The organism is uncultured Oscillibacter sp. (assembly GCF_910579365.1).
Classification (GTDB): domain Bacteria; phylum Bacillota; class Clostridia; order Oscillospirales; family Oscillospiraceae; genus Oscillibacter.
In genome coordinates this window covers 1-19,507 of the sequence record NZ_CAJTUX010000007.1, presented here as the reverse complement: position 1 = coordinate 19,507, position 19,507 = coordinate 1, and the positions used below count along the sequence as shown (strand labels likewise).

General features: G+C 59.9%; 17 protein-coding genes and 1 riboswitch. Of the genes, 9 read left to right on the top strand and 8 right to left on the bottom strand.

The window, feature by feature from the left end:
- Positions 1-26 precede the first annotated feature (26 nt).
- From QZ329_RS03465 to QZ329_RS03435, 7 genes are all read right to left on the bottom strand, one after another.
- Positions 27-971, bottom strand: coding sequence for a methyl-accepting chemotaxis protein (locus tag QZ329_RS03465; protein WP_295748350.1), 945 nt, complete (start codon positions 969-971; stop codon positions 27-29).
- Positions 972-985: 14 nt separating this feature from the next.
- On the bottom strand, positions 986-2,041 hold the full coding sequence (locus QZ329_RS03460) for an FIST N-terminal domain-containing protein (protein WP_295748348.1): 1,056 nt from the start codon (positions 2,039-2,041) through the stop codon (positions 986-988).
- A 403-nt stretch (positions 2,042-2,444) separates the two neighbouring features.
- Positions 2,445-4,112, bottom strand: coding sequence for a methyl-accepting chemotaxis protein (locus tag QZ329_RS03455; RefSeq protein WP_295748346.1), 1,668 nt, complete (start codon positions 4,110-4,112; stop codon positions 2,445-2,447).
- A 342-nt stretch (positions 4,113-4,454) separates the two neighbouring features.
- On the bottom strand, positions 4,455-7,406 hold the full coding sequence (gene ygfK / locus QZ329_RS03450) for a putative selenate reductase subunit YgfK (protein WP_295748344.1): 2,952 nt from the start codon (positions 7,404-7,406) through the stop codon (positions 4,455-4,457).
- A gap of 140 nt (positions 7,407-7,546) precedes the next feature.
- Positions 7,547-8,890: a putative aminohydrolase SsnA gene (gene ssnA, locus QZ329_RS03445; protein ID WP_295748343.1), complete on the bottom strand. Its 1,344-nt coding sequence runs from the start codon at positions 8,888-8,890 to the stop codon at positions 7,547-7,549.
- A gap of 272 nt (positions 8,891-9,162) precedes the next feature.
- Entirely contained in the window at positions 9,163-9,534 is a 372-nt protein-coding gene (locus QZ329_RS03440) for a metal-dependent transcriptional regulator (RefSeq protein WP_295748341.1), read from the bottom strand.
- Positions 9,535-10,108: 574 nt separating this feature from the next.
- Entirely contained in the window at positions 10,109-10,807 is a 699-nt protein-coding gene (locus QZ329_RS03435) for an ECF transporter S component (protein WP_295748339.1), read from the bottom strand.
- A gap of 103 nt (positions 10,808-10,910) precedes the next feature.
- Positions 10,911-11,040: riboswitch (FMN riboswitch) on the bottom strand.
- Positions 11,041-11,167: 127 nt separating this feature from the next.
- Here QZ329_RS03435 and QZ329_RS03430 point away from each other — a divergent pair.
- Positions 11,168-12,382 carry a DNA polymerase IV gene (locus QZ329_RS03430; protein ID WP_295748337.1) on the top strand — a complete coding sequence of 405 codons (1,215 nt, stop codon included), beginning with the start codon at positions 11,168-11,170 and terminating at the stop codon, positions 12,380-12,382.
- Between the two features lie 14 nt (positions 12,383-12,396).
- Here the strand turns inward: QZ329_RS03430 and QZ329_RS03425 are convergent, their stop codons facing one another.
- Positions 12,397-12,675: a helix-turn-helix transcriptional regulator gene (locus QZ329_RS03425; protein ID WP_295748335.1), complete on the bottom strand. Its 279-nt coding sequence runs from the start codon at positions 12,673-12,675 to the stop codon at positions 12,397-12,399.
- 135 nt (positions 12,676-12,810) lie between these two features.
- Between QZ329_RS03425 and QZ329_RS03420 the strand changes: the two genes are divergently transcribed.
- The 8 genes from QZ329_RS03420 (at position 12,811) to QZ329_RS03385 (ending at position 19,466) form a co-directional block, all read left to right on the top strand.
- The gene (locus QZ329_RS03420; protein WP_295748333.1) at positions 12,811-12,996 is read left to right on the top strand and encodes a hypothetical protein; all 186 of its coding nucleotides are present in this window, start codon (positions 12,811-12,813) and stop codon (positions 12,994-12,996) included.
- 286 nt (positions 12,997-13,282) lie between these two features.
- The gene (locus QZ329_RS03415) at positions 13,283-13,786 is read left to right on the top strand and encodes an RNA polymerase sigma factor (protein WP_295748331.1); all 504 of its coding nucleotides are present in this window, start codon (positions 13,283-13,285) and stop codon (positions 13,784-13,786) included.
- 122 nt (positions 13,787-13,908) lie between these two features.
- Positions 13,909-14,781, top strand: a complete 873-nt coding sequence (locus tag QZ329_RS03410; protein ID WP_295748329.1) for a DUF4367 domain-containing protein — start codon at positions 13,909-13,911, stop codon at positions 14,779-14,781.
- Positions 14,782-14,997: 216 nt separating this feature from the next.
- Positions 14,998-15,234: a hypothetical protein gene (locus QZ329_RS03405; protein ID WP_295748327.1), complete on the top strand. Its 237-nt coding sequence runs from the start codon at positions 14,998-15,000 to the stop codon at positions 15,232-15,234.
- A gap of 206 nt (positions 15,235-15,440) precedes the next feature.
- A complete protein-coding gene (locus tag QZ329_RS03400) occupies positions 15,441-15,659 on the top strand; it encodes a helix-turn-helix domain-containing protein (RefSeq protein ID WP_295748325.1) in 219 nt (72 codons plus the stop codon).
- 246 nt (positions 15,660-15,905) lie between these two features.
- Positions 15,906-16,160 carry a DUF6514 family protein gene (locus QZ329_RS03395; protein WP_295748323.1) on the top strand — a complete coding sequence of 85 codons (255 nt, stop codon included), beginning with the start codon at positions 15,906-15,908 and terminating at the stop codon, positions 16,158-16,160.
- Between the two features lie 619 nt (positions 16,161-16,779).
- Positions 16,780-17,820, top strand: coding sequence for a type II toxin-antitoxin system RelB/DinJ family antitoxin (locus QZ329_RS15565; protein ID WP_365351352.1), 1,041 nt, complete (start codon positions 16,780-16,782; stop codon positions 17,818-17,820).
- Positions 17,821-17,948: 128 nt separating this feature from the next.
- Entirely contained in the window at positions 17,949-19,466 is a 1,518-nt protein-coding gene (locus QZ329_RS03385) for a flotillin family protein (RefSeq protein ID WP_295748321.1), read from the top strand.
- Positions 19,467-19,507: the final 41 nt, after the last annotated feature.

Sequence of the window (19,507 nt, the reverse complement as noted above, 5' to 3'; positions counted from 1 at the left end):
CGCGCCCGTCTCCGGAGGGGGACGCCTCAGCGTCCGTCCTCCGCGTCCTTCACCAGGGGCGGAATCTGGGAGATCATGTTGTCCATATCCTCAAACATGGCGCTCTTGGTGGTGCCCAGGCGGCTGGCGCTGTCGATGTGCCGGACCACCTCCTGATACTGGTCCTTGATCTGGTCAAAGAACTGGCAGAGCACCTGCAGCTCTCCCTGCGCGGCGTCGATCACGCCGGAGATCTCCGACTGCACGGCCGAGGACCCCTCGGCGGCGTCGGTGATACGGCGGAAGCTCTCGTCCGCCTGGCTCACGATGCCCGCGCTCTGCCCCAGCGTCTGCTGGGAGCCCTGGATGCTCTCGCTGAGCTCTCCGGCGCGGCTTTCCACGTCTCCCACGCCGGTATTCACCTCTCCGGCCAGCACCTTGATCTCCTTCGCCAGCTCCTTGACCTGGGCGGCCACCACCGCGAAGCCCCGGCCCTCGGTACCAGCCCGGGCCGCCTCGATGGAGGCGTTGATGGCCAGAATGTTCGTCTGGTCGGCGATGGACACGATCTTTCCCATGCACTGCTGAATCTCCCGAATGGCGGACTGAAGCTGGGCGAAAATATCCGCCATCTGCTCATAGGACTCCCGTACCCGCGCGGAGGACTGCCCCAGCTCCTTCATCTGGCTCTGCGCCTCCCGCACCGCCAGGGCGATCTCGCCCCGTACCTGGGCGAACTCCCCCGCCGTCTGGTTGATGTTGGAAAAGGACTGTCCCATCTCCTGCAATTTCGCCTGGAACTGATCCGCCTCTTTCAGCACGCCGGAAAAGGACTTGCCCACCATGCTCAGTTCCCAAAGGGAGGCGACTTCCTTTTTCACCATTTCCTTCTGGTACTCTTTCAGGCTGTCCGCCACATGCAGCACCGGATAGAGCCCCGTTTCCTCCCGGACCTGCTCCGGCGTCCGCCGGTCTTTTCCCTTAAACAGCATCGCCGATTCCTCCTTCACTCAAACACCACGCAGGTCATGGACTGGTTGACAAAGCGGTTGTTGTAATGCTCTCCATAGCCCACAAAACCCGTATGGCTTCCCAGAGACGCCATCTCCTGCAGATAGGTCTGCATATAGCCCCGCTCCGAGAACAGCTTGTAGCGGAACAGGCAGTTCACCGAGAAGACGGCCGAGCGGCGGGGGAACTCCCGGCAGATTTTCTGAATGGTATCCCTCGTAATGGCCTGGTAATCCCCCAGCTCCAGCAGAATCAGCACGTCGGAGTCGTTGACCTGGCGGAAGCAGGCCAGCGCGTTGCCGTTGACCTCTTTAATCGAGATGATGCAGGTGTCGTCCCCGTTGAGCTTGCCGAAGGGGTTCTGGAAGGTCCGGGTCAGAATCTCCTCGTCCGTCACGTGGAGAAGGCTCTTGTAAACCTGCTTGGCCGGCTTACCGTTCAGGGAACCCAGTATGTAATTGGCCCGGTCCGTGTCGGAGGCGATGAAGCGGTAGTCCCCCAGCTGATGATAGATATTCTCCTTATAAGTCTTGACCCGGCCGTTCTGATTCCGGACCAGACCATAGGCCACCGCATCCTGATACACCCGTCCGTTGGCGGAGACCTTTCCCTTGTCGCCGGTCCCCCCCACCAGAGAGATGCCCCGTTTCCGCAGAGCGGTGTAAATCGTGGTCAGCACGCAGGCGTCGTTTCCGGCGCAGAAATCGATGCAGACCGTATCGCCGTTGGAGCCGCCCACCTTCTGCATGTCCCGCTCCAGACGCTGGATGTACTTCACCGGCATGGAGGATACCTCCTCCAGCACGTTGGCGGCGGCGGTCACGCCGTCAAAAAACGCGATCACGCCCACGCCCTGCTCCACAATCCTGGTTTGATAGCTCATGCCAATGCAGCCGATGCTGGGCACACCAGGATACCGCTTTTCAAGGGCCTTCACGTGATCTTCAAACTGGGCATCGTTTGATAACAGCATAATAAACTGAGGACTGTGAAGGCCCTGAAGCGCCTCCTCCAGATTTCCCCTTTGACTCATACCGAAAAACTGTTTCACGCTGTTGTCTCCCTCCTACAAGATTTACACGGAACATCATAAGCTCTTATTATACCGGAAACCGCCAAATGTGTCAATATCAACCGACGGGCATTCAGGGTAATTGAATGCGTAAAAAGATTATGAACAGCCCGCGGCGGCAGTGGCCTTTCAAGGAAAGCCGGCACGAGGAACGAACACCGTGAAGCAGAGCCGGCAGGCGGAAGCCCGAACATCCAAAGCGGTGTACGCCACCCGCTGCCAAGCGGGTGAAACCCGCAGAGAAAAACCCGCAAACCGTTGAAGTCCAACGGCTTGCAGGTCTTGCGCTTTGCGTTGATGAACAAGATGTACGTTTCTTAGTCCTGCCAGGGCAAATGAATCGCCGCGCCCTTCGGCATACACGCGTCTTCTCTTCCGGTCCTCATCTCAAACGGAAGGCCGCTACCAAACTTTTGAGGAGGTTGGCCTGGGAGGAAAGCTCCTGACTGGCGGCGGCGCTCTCCTCGCTGGTGGCGGAGTTGGTCTGCACCACACTGGCAATCTGGTCAATGCCCTCGGTAACCTGGTTGATGGCGGCGGTCTGCTTTTCCACCGCTTCCACCACGATGGACATCTGAGACGTCACGCCCCCGGCGCTGACGCTGGTGCGCTCCAAGGCTTGGGTTACCTCATCCACAACGGTGCTGCCCTCGGTCACGGCGGCAATGGAACTTTCAATCAGGTCCTTGGTGGCCTTGGCGGCCTCGTCGGACCGGTTGGCCAGGTTGCGGACCTCGTCGGCAACCACGGCGAAGCCCTTTCCGGCCGTTCCAGCCCGAGCCGCCTCCACAGCGGCGTTCAATGCCAAAATATTTGTCTGGAAAGCAATGTTCTCAATGGTGGCAATGATCTTACTGATTTCCTCGGAAGAGCTGGAAATCTTTCTCATCGCCGTGTTGAGCTGTTTGACGTATTCCACGCTGACGCCCAGCTGACCGCCTGCCTGCTCCACAAACTGGCCGGCTTCCTCAGTGGCCTGGGCGGTCCGCTTGGCGTTTTCGGAAATATTGCTGATCGTGGCGGAGAGCTCCTCCACAGAACTGGCCTGCTCGGTGGCGCCCTGGGCCAAAGCTTGGGCGCCATTCGACACCTGCTCAGCCCCGGCGGACACCTGCTCGGCGCTCTCACGGATCTGGCTCATGGTATCATGGAGCTTCGACTGAATGCTGTCCAGGGAAGCCTTGATAGACATAAAATCTCCCACGTATTCCTGCTGGGCGGAAGCCGTCAAGTCCCCGGCGGCGACGGAATCCAGTATGGAAGAAATCTCTCCGATGTAAGCGCGAAGACGCTGGATCGTTTTCTCGAAAATAAGGGCTAACTGACCAATCTCGTCATTGGAGCGGACGGCGATGCCGCTCTCCCCGCCGCCGGTCAGGCCCAGGTTTCCCTGTTCCAGGCGGCCGGCCACCCGGGTAATCTCAGCCAGAGGAGAGGAGACGGTTTTTTTCAGATACGCCGACAGGAAAAAGATGCTTACAACGATGACGCCAAGGCTCACCAAGGAGGACCAGATGATCGTCATAAAAATCTGATGGTTGGCTTCCGCAGAGGAAATCCCGGCAAATATAAGGCCGTTGACTGCTCCGGCGGCGTCCCTGGTGGGAACATAGGAACACAGGTATTCCTCATCCAGGATGGTGGCCCTGCCCACATAGCTTCGTCCCTGCTGCAACACAATCTCGGACAACTCGGGGGACAGCGTAGTGCCCACGGCCCGCTCTCCGTTTTGGACCACGGTGGTGTAGGCCCGCGTATTCCCCTCAAAAACGGTAAACTCACAACCCATGCGGCTTTTCAGCCCATCCAGCAGCTGGTTGATTTCGTCTGTACCGTCTGTTTGGCTCAGAACATAATCGAGCATGTTCGTGCCGTTGGTACAGCGCTGTTCCAGCATACTCGTTGCCAAAGAGCGAAACATAATCACGCACATGCCCACCGCGAACACAACGGATATCATCTGCATGATGACGACCACATTGCCTACCTTCTTGCCGATACGGGTCTGTTTTTCTTCCGGACCTCTTCTTGAGAACTCGTTCTTTTTCATAGCTGTCTAACTCCATCTGTTTGTTAGAATTCAAAAATGGCATGCAGCCACCCTCCCAATTATACTGAGGAAAGGCAATTTTTGCAAGCCCTTTTTCTGCATGAATCCCTTGGTACGTATTGGAAACACCGCCCTTTTGAGCATATGTCCAGAGCAAAATTTACATTCCTGCCCCGCATAGAACGTGTTTTTAAACCTGAAGTCATAGAAAATAATTGGTATGTTATGGGGAACCGCCATTCGGACCGGTTGAAACTCCGCCGCTCCAGCGGCTCCAAAATTATATGGACGGTATGAGCAAAAACGGAGGAGGCCGGGAAATCCCGGCCCCCTCGCGCATTTTTATCCCAGCAGATAGGCGTACTTGTTCAGCACCGTGAGGATGAACACCTCAATCCCGGCGGGCAGATCGTTTTTGGCGTTCAAATCCGCCTCGAAAACCTTTCCGTCCAGCCGGACCAGCACCTTGCCGCCGCCCAGGGGCAGGAAGCCCTGGTTGTTCACACTCTCGTCAAAGCCCTCCCGGGTCTTGAAGAGCGTGAATTTATCCCGGTAGGGAGCGGAGTCATAGGGGCAAAAGATGGCGCAGTTGCCGCACTCGTTGCACATCCGGTCCACGTGGAGAATCTCATGCCGTCCGTCGGGCAGCTCGATCACCACATTGGCCCGGTTGGGGCACACGTCGGCGCAGACCTGGCACACCACGTTGCAGGTGAGGCACCGGTCCCCCTCGCACTTGGCGGACGCGCAGAGGACGCCCTTCTTGGCGATGGCGTCCGCCCGGGAGGCCACGGCCTTGGCGGGGATGACAAACTTATGGGCCTCCCCGATCACCGCGTTGGCAAAGGCCTGGGCGTCGGCAATGCCCTCCACCACCGTGGCGGGGCCCCGCATGGCGTCGCCGCCGGCGTAAACGCCCTCCACATTGGTCTTGAAGTCCGGCAGACCCTTGGCGTCAACCTCAATGCCGTTGGCGGTGAAAAGCTCGCTCTCCACCTTTTCGCCCACGGCGGAGACGACGGTGTCGCAGTCAATCTCCACAAACTCGCCGGTGGGCTCCGGCTTCCGGCGGCCCTTCTCATCGGGCTCGCCCAGCTTCATTTTCTCGCAGCGGAGCTTGCCGTCCTTCTGCTCCACGGGAGCCACCAGCTCCAGGAAGTTCACACCGTCGGCGATGGCCAGCTCCAGCTCCTCGGCGTCAGCGGGCATATACTTCTTCGTCCGGCGGTACACCAGGGTGCTGGACCGCGCCCCGGCCCGGAGAGCCGCCCGGGCGGCGTCCATGGCGGTGTTGCCGCCGCCCACCACGGCCACGTTGCCCAGGGGGATGTCCTTCCCGGCCTTCATGTCCTTCAGCCAGCCGATGACGGGGACCACGTTGCCGGGGATGTCCAGCCGCCCCGCCTTCCAGGCGCCCACGGCAAAGAAGATGTGGGTATAGCCCTGGGCCTTCAGTTCGGCCACGGAGGGAGCGGGGGTGTTCAGCCGGATTTCCGCGCCCATCCTGGCCACCAGCGCCGCGTCCTTGTCGATGGCCTCGTCTGAGATGCGGAAGCCGGGAATGACCTGGCGGACGACGCCGCCCAGCTTACCGGTCTTTTCAAAGATGGTGGCGGGGATGCCCGCCCGGCCCACGAAATAGGCCGCCGCCATGCCCGCGGGGCCGCCGCCGACGACGGCAACCTTCCTGCCGCCGTCCGCCGGGACGGGGGCATCCAGCTTGGACATATATTCGTCATAGCCCCGCTGGGCGGCCACCAGCTTGGTGGCCCGAATCTGGACGGAGTCCTCATAATAGTTCCGGGTGCACTTGGTCTGGCAGTTGTGGGCGCAGATGGTGCCGGTGATGAAGGGCAGGGGGTTCTTCTCGGCGATGAGCCGCAGGGCGGAGGCGTACTCCCCCTTCCGGCAGAGCTCGATATACTCCGGGATGTCCTGGCCGATGGGGCAGCCGCCCTTGCAGGGGGCGGTGAAGCAGTCCAGCAGCGGCACCTTTTCATAGAGCTTCCGCCGGGGGGCGGGCTTCACGGCCTTGACGTGGTACTTGTCGGACCGGGCCGCCAGGGCCAGAGCCTCGATGCCCTCCACATCCACGCCGGCAAAGGGCCGGAACTCCAGGGTGTCCAGCTTGCCGCCGATCTGGACGAAGCGCTGGTAGCCGCCGGGCTTCAGCTCCGTCGTCGCCATGGTGATGGGCCAGATGCCCAGGGAGAAGAGCTTGTCGATGTTCAGCGCGTCGGCGCCGCCGGCGTAGCTGATGCGCATGCGGCCGCCGAACTCCCGGGAAATTCGGGCCGCCATAGTGGTGGTCAGGGGGAAGAGGGACTTGCCCGCCATATACATCTCTTCGCTGGGCAGCTCCCCGGCCTTCACGTCCACGGGGAAGGTGTTGGAGAGCTTCAGGCCGAACTCCACGCCGGTCTTGTCCGCCAGGGCCTGGAGGCGGCGGAACATGGGCACGGCGTCCTCGTACTGGAGGTCCTCCTTGAAATGATGGTCGTCGAAGGCGATATAGTCATAGCCCATGCCGTCCAGAATGGACCGGGCGGTCTCATAGCCCAGGATAGTGGGGTTGCACTTGACGAAGGTGTGGAGCTTCTTCTTCTCGATGAGATAGCTGGCAATCCGCTCGATCTCGTCCGGCGGGCAGCCGTGGAGGGTGGAGAGGGTGACGCTGCCGGAGATATGGGGTGTAATGGCGTCGATGAAGGACTCCTCGGCGGGGAAGAACTCCTTGAGGACGCGGATGCACTCCTGGAAAATGGGGGTCTGGGAGGCGTCCGTCATGCCGCTGAGGAAGCCGTCCACCTTCTCGCCCTGGATGCCCGCCAGGTCATAGCCCACGGACATGTTGAAGACAAAGGCGTTGGGATCGCCCAGGCCATAGACCTTGGCCATGATCTTGCAGGCGCACCAGGCTTTCACATACTCCTCAAAAGCCTGCCGGACGTAGAGCTCCGTGGACCACTCGCAGTTGTAGCACTCGTCCTCCGCCAGAATGCAGGGGCGGTTGATGCAGGCGGCCAGGTCCGCGCCGTCCATCTTCTGGACGGTTTTCAGCTCGAAAAAGCGGGCGCCGGCGAAGTAGCTGGCGATGATGTTCTGGGCCAGCTGGGTGTTGGGACCGGCGGCGGGACCGAAGGGGGTCTCGATCTTCTCGCCGAAGATGGGCAGGGTCTTCACGCCCGCCTGATAGGGTTTATGAACGCCGAAGACGGTGCCCTCCTTCTGGTACTCGGCGGTCACCCAGGTCATCAGTTCCCGGAATGGAATGGGGGTCATCAATTCGGACATTTGGTTTTCCTCCTTAGAATATATGAAATCATGTTTGCGGCGACATGCGCGTCACAAAAATCCCTCGACCTGCGCGCCTTGGGCGCGCCCACCGGTCCGCAGACTGGCGGGGAAATCTAAAGGGGGGCGAAGTCCCCTCTTTAATATTCGCAGTGGTTCAGCGTCCCCCACAGCTTCTTGGAGACCTCCAGAATCCGGGCGTTGACAGCCTCCTCATCCATCTCCGTGAGAACCCGGTCCTTCATCAGAATCTTGCCGTTGATCATGGTGGTCTGGCACTGGCGGCCCGTCATGCCGAAGAGCATGTGCCCGTCAATGTTGGCGTCGGAGAACGGCGTGAAGGGCTTGTAGTCCATGACGATCACATCCGCCGCAGCCCCGGCCTTCAAAACGCCCATCTCCGGGAACCCGGCCCGCATTGCCATCTTGGCGTTGTTCTTGAAGAGCATGTCCGTCACCTCGCACCAGGCCACGCCGGGGAGGCAGGCGTTGTGCCGCTGGATGGTCAGGGCCGCCTTGATGCTCTCCAGCATGTCGTTGGTGTAGGCGTCGGTGCCCAGGCCCACCAGGATGCCCTTTTTATAGAGCTGAAGCACCGGGGAGCAGCCCACGGCATTTCCCATGTTGCTCTCGGGGTTGTTGACGCACATGGTGTCCGTGGCCTTGATGATGTCCATCTCCGCGGTGTTCACGTGGATGCAGTGGCCCAGAATGGTCTTGGGGCCGAGAATCCCGTGGTCCTGGAGCCGCTGGACCGGACGGCGGCCGTAGTTCTGGAGGGAATCATAGACGTCGTTCATGCCCTCGGACACATGGATGTGATAGCCCACCCGGCCGGCGTTTGCGGCGTTCATGCGGTCAAAGGTCTTGTCGGAGATGGTGAAGAGGGCGTGCCCGCCGAACATGGCCTTGAGCATGTCGCTGGGGTGGCTATCGCAGTAGTCGATGAAATCCTGGTTCTCCTGGACAGACTGGATGGACTTCTCCTCCCCGTCCCGGTCGCTGACCTCATAGCACAGGCAGGCCCGCATGCCCATCTCCTGCGTGACCTCGGCAATCTTCATCAGGGAGCCGGGAATCTCGCAGAAGGAGGCGTGATGGTCGAAGATGGTGGTGACGCCCTGCTTGATGGAGTCGATGACCAGGGCCTGGGCGCTGGCCCGGGTGGCCGCCAGGTCCAGGTGGCGGTCAATGTACCACCACTGGCCGTCCAGCACCTCAAAGAAATTGGTGGGCGCGTAGCCGTTGATGGAGAGCCCCCTCGCCAGGGCGGAATAGATGTGGGTGTGGGCGTTGATGAGACCGGGCATAATGACGCCGCCTCTGGCGTCCACGAACTCGGCCTGGGGGTACTTCGCCTTCAGCGCGGCGGTCTCGCCGACCTCCACGATTTTGCCTCCGTCGGTGACAACGCCGCCGTCGGGCAGGAAACCCGCGCCCTCGGGGTTCCGTGTGATGAGCTTGCCGTTTGCCAGCAGGATCATGGTGAAATTCCTCCTTAATATAGAATTTTTGGATAAAAAGAAAGGCGCCCCAAATCCACTTGGATTTGAAACACCCATCGGCCCCGCATGGAAAGACAGGTGCGGGCCCGTGCGCGCGGCACTCCGTTGCAGCCATCCATCCTTGCTTAGTATGTATCATTGTATCGAAAACTTCTCGGGAATACAAGCCCCATGGCATAGAAGTTTTCCGGCATTTTTTGGACAAAATGCCGGAAATCTCCCATCCGCCTGGGCCGCTGGCCGGACCTGGATTACTGGGGCCGGTCCTCCACATAGGCGCAGATGCGCGCGAAGGTCTCTTCGCTGAGGTCATGCTCCACCTTGCAGGCGTCCAGCGCGGCCTGTTCCGGGGAGACGCCCATCAGCTCAAAGAGCCGGGTGATGGTCCTGTGACGGCGATAGATGCGGCTGGCAATTTCCATGCCACTTTCGGTCAAGCTGATGTTCCCGTCCCCGGCCATGGTGATATAGCCGCTCTCCCGCAGCTTTTTCATGGCGATGCTGACGCTGGGCTTGGAATACCCCAGCTTGTTCACCACGTCGATGGAGCGGACCTGCCCGGACTGCTCCTGGATGATGAGTATGGATTCCAGATAGTCTTCTGCGGATTCGTGAATGACCAAAACAACGTGCCCCCCTTCCGCTTAATTTTACTATGATAACAAACCCTTCCAGAAAATACAAGTAGCTTTTGTCACAGCTTTCGACTTTTTTTGAAATATTTTCCTGTTTTGGCTAAAACGGGCGGAACCGGAAGAATCAGACCTTGTCAAAAAGTCAAGGGCAAGGCAAACCGCGTGGTTTGCCTTGCCCTTTTCTCCTGTGTAACCCCGCTATGACACGTTCGAAGAACATGCCCATGGGAGAGACCGGTCTATATGGCAATGCTCCCGCCGCACAGGGCGAATGCAGGAAGGAAATTGTTGTATTTCGGCATTTCGAGGGCCTGAAATTTGTCCTCTGGCAGCAGAAGCCGGGCAAGGCAGTAAAGACCGTGGGCATAGGTGCGGAAGGGCCGCACCCCCCAGCACGTATTTCTTGTCTTTGGGATAGCCCTTGCACACCGCCAGCAGATCCGCGCCATGATCTTCCGGTATTTCTCCTGCAAGACCGCAAGGTCCGTATACATCGCCATTGGCCCACCTCTTCGCAAGCCTTTTCTTTAAAAAGGATGCTCTGCCCTTTGCGGCCGTATCCTCAGATTTTCCCCGCCAGCACCAGCACCAGCAGGGCGAAGGTGACCAGCAGCGCCAGGGAGAACAGCAGGAAGCCCGCGTCAAAGCGGTCCCCGCCGGAGGCCATTCCCTCCCGCTCGGGGGCCAGCCGGGCCTTTCGCAGGGCGGTGACCACGGGCTTGTAGAGAATCAGGGTCAGGGCCATGTTCAGCCCGCCCTTCACCAGGTTGAAGGGGAGGAAGACCGTGGGCAGCATGGCGGCCACGACGGAACGGTCCATGTGCATGTAAATGGGGGTAATGAGGTAGTTCCACAGGAGCATCACCACCGTCAACGTGACGATGCCCACGCTGAGGCCGATAACCGCGCCCTTCCGGGAGCGCATCTTCTGGTAAAGAAACGCGGCGGGGCAGGCGAAGGCGCAGGCCGCCAGCAGGTTCATGACGCAGCCGATGATGCCCGTGTCGCTGACGGTGAACATCTCGATAAACGCCACCACGATGGAAATGACGGCGGCGGACAGGGGGCCGAAGAGGAAGCCGCCGATGGCAATGACGGTGCCCTTGATCTCCATTTGCAGGAAGCCCGCCACCTTGGGCAGCAGGTTGCTGATGAGCATGGCCAGGTAGGTCAGCGCGGTGAGCATGGCAAGGGACGTGACGGTCTTGACAGTGACCCGGGGACGGGCGGCGGAGACGGCGTTGGATTCGAAGTTGGACATGAAAAAACACTCCTTTACATACTTGAAAACACCCTGGATCCTTTGACTTCTCCAAGGTGAACAAGCAGCAAAGAAGCGCGCAGACTGCGCGCGGCCAAGCCGCACTCATCTTCTTCCATCCAGACTGTAACTGTTGGTCCCGGAGTTTCACCGGGTCAGCGGGGGCCGAAAAACGGCCTCCGGTCGCGGACTGTACCGCCAGTGGGGAATTGCGCCCCGCCCTGAAGACAAAGTATTCAGTTTCGTTTCCTGAGGCTAGTATACGACGGCGGCGGGGAAAATGCAAGCCCTAATTTTTTCTTTTCAAAGCCGAACGGATGTGCTATGATAAAGCCACTCAAACCGGAAGGAGGCCGCCCCATGGACCGCGTCGTGCTCCACTGCGACCTGAACAGCTTCTACGCCTCGGTGGAGCTTTTGCGCCGCCCGGAGCTCCGCAAGCTCCCCGTGGCCGTCTGCGGGGACCCCTCCTCCCGCCACGGGATCATTCTGGCCAAGAACGACCCCGCCAAGCGCTTCGGCGTTCAGACGGCGGAGACCATCTGGCAGGCGAGGAAGAAGTGTCCGGAGCTGATTCTCCTGCCGCCTCACCACCAGCTCTACCGGGAGTACTCCCAGAAGGTCAACGCCATTTACGACGAATACACCGACCTGGCGGAGCCCTTCGGCATCGACGAGAGCTGGCTGGACGTGACCCACACCCTCCATCTCTTCGGCATGGACGGCGCGGCTTTGGCGGACACCCTCCGCGAGCGGGTGCGGCGGGAGCTGGGGCTGACACTCTCCGTGGGGGTCTCCTTCAACAAGGTCTTCGCCAAGCTGGGCAGCGACTATAAAAAACCCGACGCCACCACCGTCATCTCCCGGGAGAGCTGGAAAGAGATGGTCTGGCCCCTTCCGGCGGGGGACATGCTCTACGTGGGGGACGCGGCGCGGAAGCTCCTGGGGCAGTATGGCGTCCGGACCATCGGCCAGCTGGCGGCCTGCCCCCGGTCCATGCTGGAGGACCTGATGGGCAAGCTGGGGGGCCAGCTCCACGACTACGCCAACGGCCTGGACCGGGAGCCGGTGCGCTCCCGCCACGAGCCGGAGACGGTGAAGTCCGTTGGAAACGGCTCCACCTTCCCCAAAAACCTCACCACCCGGGCCCAGGTGACGGCGGGAATCGCCCTGCTGGCGGACAGCGTGGCCAGCCGCCTCCGCCGGGCGGGGCTCTACGCCGGAGGGGTCCACGTCACCGTCCGGGACCCGGCCTTTCGCGACCGCTCCCGCCAGCGCCAGCTGTCCGCCCCCACCCATCTGATTCGGGACATCTCCGCCGCCGCCCTGGCGCTGACGGAGGAGCTGTGGCAGCCGCCAAGCCCCATCCGGGCCCTGACGGTGACGGCCATTTACCTGACGCCGGAGAGCGAGACCTATGAGCAGACAAACCTCTTCGCCGCCGGAGAAGGCCGGGAGCGGCAGGAACGGCTGGAGGCCGCCATGGACGGCATCCGGCGGAAGTACGGCGGCGGGGCCATCGCCTTCGGCACGGCGAAGCCGGAGGACAGCGGCGGCGGCAGCTTTCAAAAATGAGCGGACGAGGTCCCCTATTCGGGGACCTCGCCTGTTTCCTCCGGCTTCCGGTATTCCAGCAGGTCGTCGATCCGGCAGTCCAGCACATAGCAGACCTTCGCCAGAAAGTCCAGGTCCACCATTTCAATTCGCTTTCCTTTATAATAGCGGTCAATAATGGAATATTGGACGCCTGTCAAAGTTGCCAGACGATTACGTGTAATTCCCCGGCTGTCGACAACCTTTGCCAGCTTCACAATCACCTTACCATATTCTCCAATGCGGTATCTAACGATGCTTTTGATCTCATCCATGCGCCTCTCCCCTTTGAGAGTTATTGTAACAAGAATATACCTTCTTGACATTTCGCATATTTAGATTCATTATTTATATATTATGTAGATATCTGTAAAACTATAACAATGTGTATGAAGGAGAGAATAAGACATATGGAAAACTATCAAAAGCTCTACACCATGCTGTTTAACTCCATCACCGACGCGCTCCAACAGCTGGAGAGGCAGAATTTCGGAAACGCCAAACGAATCTTGAAGCTGGCCCAGCGGGAGACCGAGGACCTGTTCCTCACCGAGGCGCCTGACGACGCCTTCCTCCAGGAGGAAGCGGAGGCATGAGCGCCGAAGAGGCGCTCCCCGTCTTCCGCCGGCAGGGGCCCGCGAGCTGTTGAAATTCAATGGTTTGCGGACCCTTTTTTCGTTCCTTCCGCGCCCCGCCGCCGGGGAAAAACCAGCCCTCCCGCTTTTCCGCTTTCTGGAAAAATATTGCGGTATTTTCAAATCCATGGTATAATTTCCACACTTTTTCGCCCGGAGAGCGTCATCCGCTCCAGGCAGACGCCGCCCCCGGCGGCGCTTTCCGGCGCGCTTCCGATATGGAAATACAGCCAAGGAGGGTTTGGTCTTGTTGGCAAAGAAGGATTCGTTTTTCGAGGACTTATTTTCCCGCAACTTCAACAAGCTGCAAATTTACGCCGTCGCCCAAGTACACGACCGCTTCGTGGCGGAAGAAGTCGTGCAGGACACCTTTCTCACCGCGCTGCTGCGGGCCGACCTGCTCCGGGAGCATGAGGCCCCGGACGCCTGCCTGATGGAAATTCTGAAGAACAAAATCCGCCAGTACAAGCGGGACAGCGGCAGGCGGCTCCGCCTCTTCACATCCCTGGAGAGCCTCCCGCCCAACCTGGCCGCCGCCAATTTCTTCCCCTTGACCATGGACATGATTTTGCAGCGGGTGCAGGACATTCTCTCCCCCAGCGATTGGAAACTGTTTCAGCTCCGCGCGCTGGAGGGATACACCCATTACCAGGTCGCCAAGGAGCTGGACATCACCGTCTGGACCAGCCAGAAACGCATGCAGCGCATCCGGGAAACGCTGGACGAGCAGTTCCCGGAATACAGGATGTAGACGGCGGGGCCGCCGTCTCCCAGCCGGGGAGTTTGGCCCCATGGAGGGCCCCAAAAAATTTTTTCAAAATTTTATGTCAGATTTTTCATTCTGCGGCCATATATAAGTAAGGAGGTGCGGGGATGCCAACCGATGGCAACACTCAAGCGTACGAATTTTTGGACAGGCTGAGCACGGAGCAGCTGCTCAACCTGCTGCGGGCGGACTTCGATTCCCCGGAAGAGGGGAACGCCGGTCTGACCTTTCGTATTCTGGAGGTAATCGAAGAGAGAGAGAAACGGAATCCCACTGGACTCCTTTCCGACGCCGGTCAGGCGTGGGAGGACTTCCAGCGGTATTTCAACACCCCGGACGGCGAGGGCCGTTCACTATATCCAACGAGAGATTCCGAAATTGGAGACACTCCGGTCAAACCAGCCGGGCGCGGGCGGCCGCTGAAGCGAATGCTGGCCCTGGCCGCCGTAGTGGCGGTGGCCGTCTTCGGCATGATCGCCGCCCAGGCTCTGGGCGTCGACGTCTTCGGCGCGCTGGCACGGTGGACCGACGAGACCTTCCACTTCACTTCCGCCTCCGCGGCGGACCTGGGAGGTACGGACTCGGAAGTCCTCCGCCTGGCGGTGCAGGATGCCTTTGACAGCTGCGGCGTCACCATCCCGGCCCCGGCCTGGTATCCGGAGGGGACGGAGCTGGTGCAAGATATTGATGTGGTTACAGATAAAACCAGTTCCATGGTTCAATGCAGCTTTTCTTGCGGCAAAAACATTTTCAATATAGTCGTCCAGCAACAATTTGATGTCGATAATGTTCTTGCGAATTCCTTTGAGAAAAGCTCATTAAAAGTTGAAGAGTACTTATCTAATGGCAGATTGTTCTACATTATGTCAAACCTGGATGGTCAGCGCGCAATTTACTCCAATCTTCAAACCATTATAACAATTTCTGGAGACCTCTCGTCAGAAGACTTAAAGCATATCATCAATTCAATAGGAGGATAGGCTTCCATGCGCCACATAAAGAGAATCCCTAGTCTTTTTGTATGTCTCATCCTTTTATTAGCATTCTGCTGTCAGGGAGTGGCCGCAGATGAAATTGACCCCCGCGCAAGTCTTTATTTAAGCAGTTATGGCGCTACTATGGGTAGAACCTCTTCAAGCAGTTCGCCAGGCTTTGATATAGACTATAATGTTGTAGCTACACGGATTTCTGAATATGTGGGTGTTAAAAGGATAGAGATTTACAAAACCAGCGGCACCCATGTGGCTACGGTCCGGGGATCTACAAGCAACGGCCTGCTGAGAGAGGACGCTTTGGGCCACTTGAGTCACTTCACCTTCAACGCGACAGTCGGCGAAACCTATTACGCCGTGCTGACCATGTACGCGGAGCGGGACGGCGGTTCGGATTCCAAGACCTACACCACCAACGAGTACACCGTACCGGAACTCTAAGCCGCGTTCTTCCCGCTGCTCCGGATTCCCCTGCATCCGCGTAAACCCAGCTTACAACCGCATATCCTCCGCGCTTCCTGCGAGCCTGTGTCGGCAGGCTCGCCTCTTTTTTCGACAAAATTTTCCATTTTTCATCCCAAACGGAACTCCGCTTCCTGGAAATCGCGCCCCTCGCCTCCTATGATAAACACAAGGAGGTAAAGCATATGCCTGCGTTATTGGATCATGAAAAGCTATGCAAGGAGATGAAAGGCCAGGCGCTGAAGCAGGAGCCCCTGGCGGAACAGCTGGACATCAGCGTCCGCCATCTGAGGAACCTGTGTTCCAGGGACACAAATGTCTCGTCGGCCCTCCTGTACAAACTCAGCGAGGTGCTCCAGGTGCCCATGCGCGAACTGCTGACCACCCAGGAGGAATCGGAATGACGCGGGCGCGGCAGTCTATGCGGCGGCTCGCGCGGCTGCCGCTTTTTGAGCAGCTGCTTTACCGCCTTCCGATAGCCGTAACGGAAATTCACGTTTTCCCTTATTGCAGCGGCGGACCGTCCTACCCCGTCTGCCCCCGGTGCGGGGCCACCATGGAGCGGGAGTACATGGCCTTTTGCAGCCGCTGCGGACAAAAGCTGGACTGGCGGCGTTATTCGTACGCCAGAGTTGTTTTTATGGAGCCGGGTGATCATACTGTATTTTTACAAAATTCAATACGTTCTTGTTGAAGAACACCGCGACGTCCCCGACCTCGGCCGCTACCGCTCCTTTGGGATCATGGCCCTCCGGCACACCTCCCGCGGGAGAGAGCGGCTGGCCTACGTGCCGGACGTCACCACGGACCGGGCCTTTGCCGCCGCCCTGGCGCGGCGCTGCAACCGCGCGGAGCTCTCCCCCATCCATCTGCGTGATTTCATCGCGGACACGCTGGGCGTCTGACGCCTGAGGCCGCCATCGGAAACCGGGCGCGTCTTGGCCGGCGCGCCCGGTTTCTCCTCTCCCGAGGGCGGCGGATTGGGGACCGGAGACCCCTGTAACCCCCCGCTGCCGTCCAGGGCCAAATGCGGAAATGATTTCCCTCTCCCGCCGTTTTCTCCTTTTGAGAACATCCGGGAGGCAAATCCGCCTCAAAAGCCGTAATTGTGCCTATTGCACAAATCTTGCACCAGCGTTTTGTGCGTGTCAACAAAAATTCCTCTCCCACCTCCGGAGAAACCGTCACTTTACCGCTGGACTTCTGTTCAAAATGTGCTATTCTTTAGAGCACAATCACGAGTGAAAAGGAGGCGATTCGTATGTTTGGATGGTTCCAGAGCCTTGTCAGCATCCGGTTTCAGGAGTTGAGCCAGCTCCGCCGCGAATTGCGCAATGAGGCGAACAAGTAAGTGCGGATCCGCACATCCGATATGAACCATGAAGCACATGGACGCGAAGGCCGGGACCGGATTTGGTCCCGGCCTTTTTCCGTTTCTAAAAAAATTGGAAATTTGTAAAGATATCTGTTGCATTTTGCTTTACGAATGATATAATATATTTGTGCTGAAAGGAGTTGGCTCTCATGGCACAAGTTATGGTAAACTTTCGCATAGACGAAGGCATCAAGAGAAGCATGGAACAGGCTTGCAGGGAGATGGGACTGAGCATGACCACCGCCTTTACCATTTTTGCCACTAAGGTCGGACGGGAGAAGCGGATTCCTTTCGAGATCACCGCCGCCCCCTGCGGCGCTGAGAACAGCTGGAAACCGCCGCCGCCCGAGGAGGAACCGCTGGCACAGACGCGGGAACGGCTGGAGGCTCTGTGCGGCGAAATCCGGCGGTCGCTGACCGCCGTCCACACCGCGATTCCCGCCTCCATCACGGGACTCCCCATGGAGCGCATCCGGCTGCTCTGCGGCGACAAGCTCAAGGACCAGGCGGCGGAGGTTTCCGGCGCCGTCCGGTCCCTGTTTTCCGCCCGGAACGCCGAAACCCTGAAGGATCGGGATTTGAGCGTGCTGGACGAGTATCTGGAGGGCCTCGCCTCCGCCGCGGAGGAGGTCCGGGACATCGCCCGCACCCTGATTCCCACAATGAAGTCCTGGTCCGGCGGGGACATCGCCGCTCTGGAGCCCTACGAACAGCGGCTTGACGCCGTGTCCCGGGCGCTGGAGGCGCTTTCGCCTGTGATGCAGCGCTTTTTGTGCTCCTCCGCCCCCAGGCACGGAAGCGCCCAGGCCATTCAGGCCCGGCTCCGGCAGGCCGCGGCCTCCATCGAGACTCCCTATGTACGGACGGCTCTGGACAGCCTGGAGGCGCAGGTCCTCCGGCATTACGGCGCTCTGGACAGCCGGACGAAGACCCGCCTGGAGCTTCACTACCTCCAGACGCTGGAACTCACCCTGCGGGAGCTGCGGCAGGCGGAGCAGGACGGCGGGGACCCCGGCGCAAAGGCCGCCCTCTGCCTGCGGACGGTCAACGTGCTGTCCCAGGTGATCGCCGGAGGCGCCCAGGCCCGGCGGGAACTCAGCCAGCGGAGCCTGGAGGCGGAGGTCGCCGCTCTGGAGCGCCTCGCCGCCATGCGGGGAGACCTGACGGACGGCATGCGGCCGGAGGCGTAAGGGCATATCCCAACTCGCCGGGAAAGCAGCTCAGCCATGAGGCGGCGCCACCGCAGCTTGCCGGAGGCTGTTGTTTCGGCCTGTTTTTATATAAAGACGGTTTGTCAAATTTGAAAGGAGGAGTTCTTATGCTGGATACCATTTTGTCCCTGCTTCCCGTGATCGTGATCGTTTTGGCGGTGCTTGTCATCATACTGACAGGCTATGTGAAGGCCCCGCCCGATCAGGCCTACATCATCTCCGGTCTCAAGAAGGAGAGCAAGGTGCTCATTGGCCGCGCCGGAATCCGCGTCCCCTTCTTGGAGCGTATGGACCGGCTGTATTTGGGCCAGATGACCGTGGACATCAAAACGGAACAGTCCGTCCCCACCAGCGACTTTATCAACGTCAATGTGGACGCCGTGGCCAAGGTCCGCATTTCCCCCCACGCCGACGGCATCAAGCTGGCGGCCAAGAACTTCCTGAACAAGAAGCCGGACGAGATCACCCGGGACCTGCAGGACTCCCTCCAGGGCAATATGCGGGAGATCATCGGCACGCTGTCCCTCAAGGAGATCAACACGGACCGGGACTCCTTCTCCGACCAGGTGATGCAGAAGGCCAGCAAGGACATGGACAAGCTGGGCATTGAGATTCTCTCCTGCAACATCCAGAACGTCACCGACGAGAACGGCCTCATCAAGGACCTGGGCGCGGACAACACCAGCCTGATCAAGAAGAACGCCGCCATCGCCAAGGCCCAGGCCGACCGGGACATTGCCATCGCCCAGGCCCAGGCGGAGCGGGAGTCCAACGAGGCCCGGGTGCAGGCGGACACCCAGATCGCACAGAAGCAGACCGAGCTGGAGATCCGCCGGGCGGAGCTGAAGATCCTGGCGGACGGCAAGAAGGCGGAGGCGGACGCCGCCTACGAGATCCAGAGCCAGGAGCAGCGCAAGAGCATCGAGACGGCCACCGTCAACGCCGAGATCGCCAAGACCCAGCGGGAGGCGGAGCTGCGGCAGGCCGAGGTTGAGGTGCAGAAGCAGCGGCTGGAGGCGGACATACGGGCCAAGGCGGACGCGGAACGCTACCGCCAGCAGCAGGAGGCGGAGGCCGACCTGTTCAAGCGTCAGAAGGACGCGGAGGCCGCCCGCTACGAGCAGGAGCAGAAGGCCGAGGCGGAGATGAAGATCGCCCAGGCCCAGAAGTACGCCCGGGAGCAGGAGGCAGAGGGTATCGCCGCCGTGGGCAAGGCGGAGGCCGAGTCCATCCGGGCCAAGGCGTTGGCGGAGGCCGAGGGCATCGACAAGAAGGCGGAGGCCATGAAGAAGTACGGCGAGGCCGCCGTCATCGAGATGGTGATGCAGGCCCTGCCCGAGATCGCCAAGCACGTGGCGGAGCCGCTGTCCAAGGTGGACAAGATCACCATGTACGGCGAGGGGAACAGCGCGAAGCTGCTGGCGGACATCATCACCGGCACCACCCAGGTCACCGAGGGCATCACCCAGGGCATGGGCATCGACGTGAAGTCCCTGGTGGCGGGTATGCTGGGCGGCAGGCTGGCGGGCGGCGCGGATAAGACCATCGTGCTCCAAGGCCCCGCCCCGGCGGAGCGGCCCCAGGAGGCGGCCCCCGCCCCGGCCCAGCCGGAGGACGGCCAGTAAGGAACGATACGCTGAAAGGTGCGCCGATAAAAATGACGGAG

What these genes read in the sequence shown, in the direction of transcription:
- QZ329_RS03455 (WP_295748346.1), bottom strand. Translation starts at nt 4,112, where the DNA reads ATGAAAAAGAACGAGTTCTCAAGAAGAGGTCCGGAAGAAAAACAGACC.
- QZ329_RS03435 (WP_295748339.1), bottom strand. Translation starts at nt 10,807, where the DNA reads ATGTCCAACTTCGAATCCAACGCCGTCTCCGCCGCCCGTCCCCGGGTC.
- QZ329_RS03465 (WP_295748350.1), bottom strand. Translation starts at nt 971, where the DNA reads ATGCTGTTTAAGGGAAAAGACCGGCGGACGCCGGAGCAGGTCCGGGAG.
- QZ329_RS15565 (WP_365351352.1), top strand. Translation starts at nt 16,780, where the DNA reads ATGGCACAAGTTATGGTAAACTTTCGCATAGACGAAGGCATCAAGAGA.
- QZ329_RS03425 (WP_295748335.1), bottom strand. Translation starts at nt 12,675, where the DNA reads ATGGATGAGATCAAAAGCATCGTTAGATACCGCATTGGAGAATATGGT.
- QZ329_RS03420 (WP_295748333.1), top strand. Translation starts at nt 12,811, where the DNA reads ATGGAAAACTATCAAAAGCTCTACACCATGCTGTTTAACTCCATCACC.
- QZ329_RS03410 (WP_295748329.1), top strand. Translation starts at nt 13,909, where the DNA reads ATGCCAACCGATGGCAACACTCAAGCGTACGAATTTTTGGACAGGCTG.
- ssnA (WP_295748343.1), bottom strand. Translation starts at nt 8,890, where the DNA reads ATGATCCTGCTGGCAAACGGCAAGCTCATCACACGGAACCCCGAGGGC.
- QZ329_RS03430 (WP_295748337.1), top strand. Translation starts at nt 11,168, where the DNA reads ATGGACCGCGTCGTGCTCCACTGCGACCTGAACAGCTTCTACGCCTCG.
- ygfK (WP_295748344.1), bottom strand. Translation starts at nt 7,406, where the DNA reads ATGTCCGAATTGATGACCCCCATTCCATTCCGGGAACTGATGACCTGG.
- QZ329_RS03400 (WP_295748325.1), top strand. Translation starts at nt 15,441, where the DNA reads ATGCCTGCGTTATTGGATCATGAAAAGCTATGCAAGGAGATGAAAGGC.
- QZ329_RS03385 (WP_295748321.1), top strand. Translation starts at nt 17,949, where the DNA reads ATGCTGGATACCATTTTGTCCCTGCTTCCCGTGATCGTGATCGTTTTG.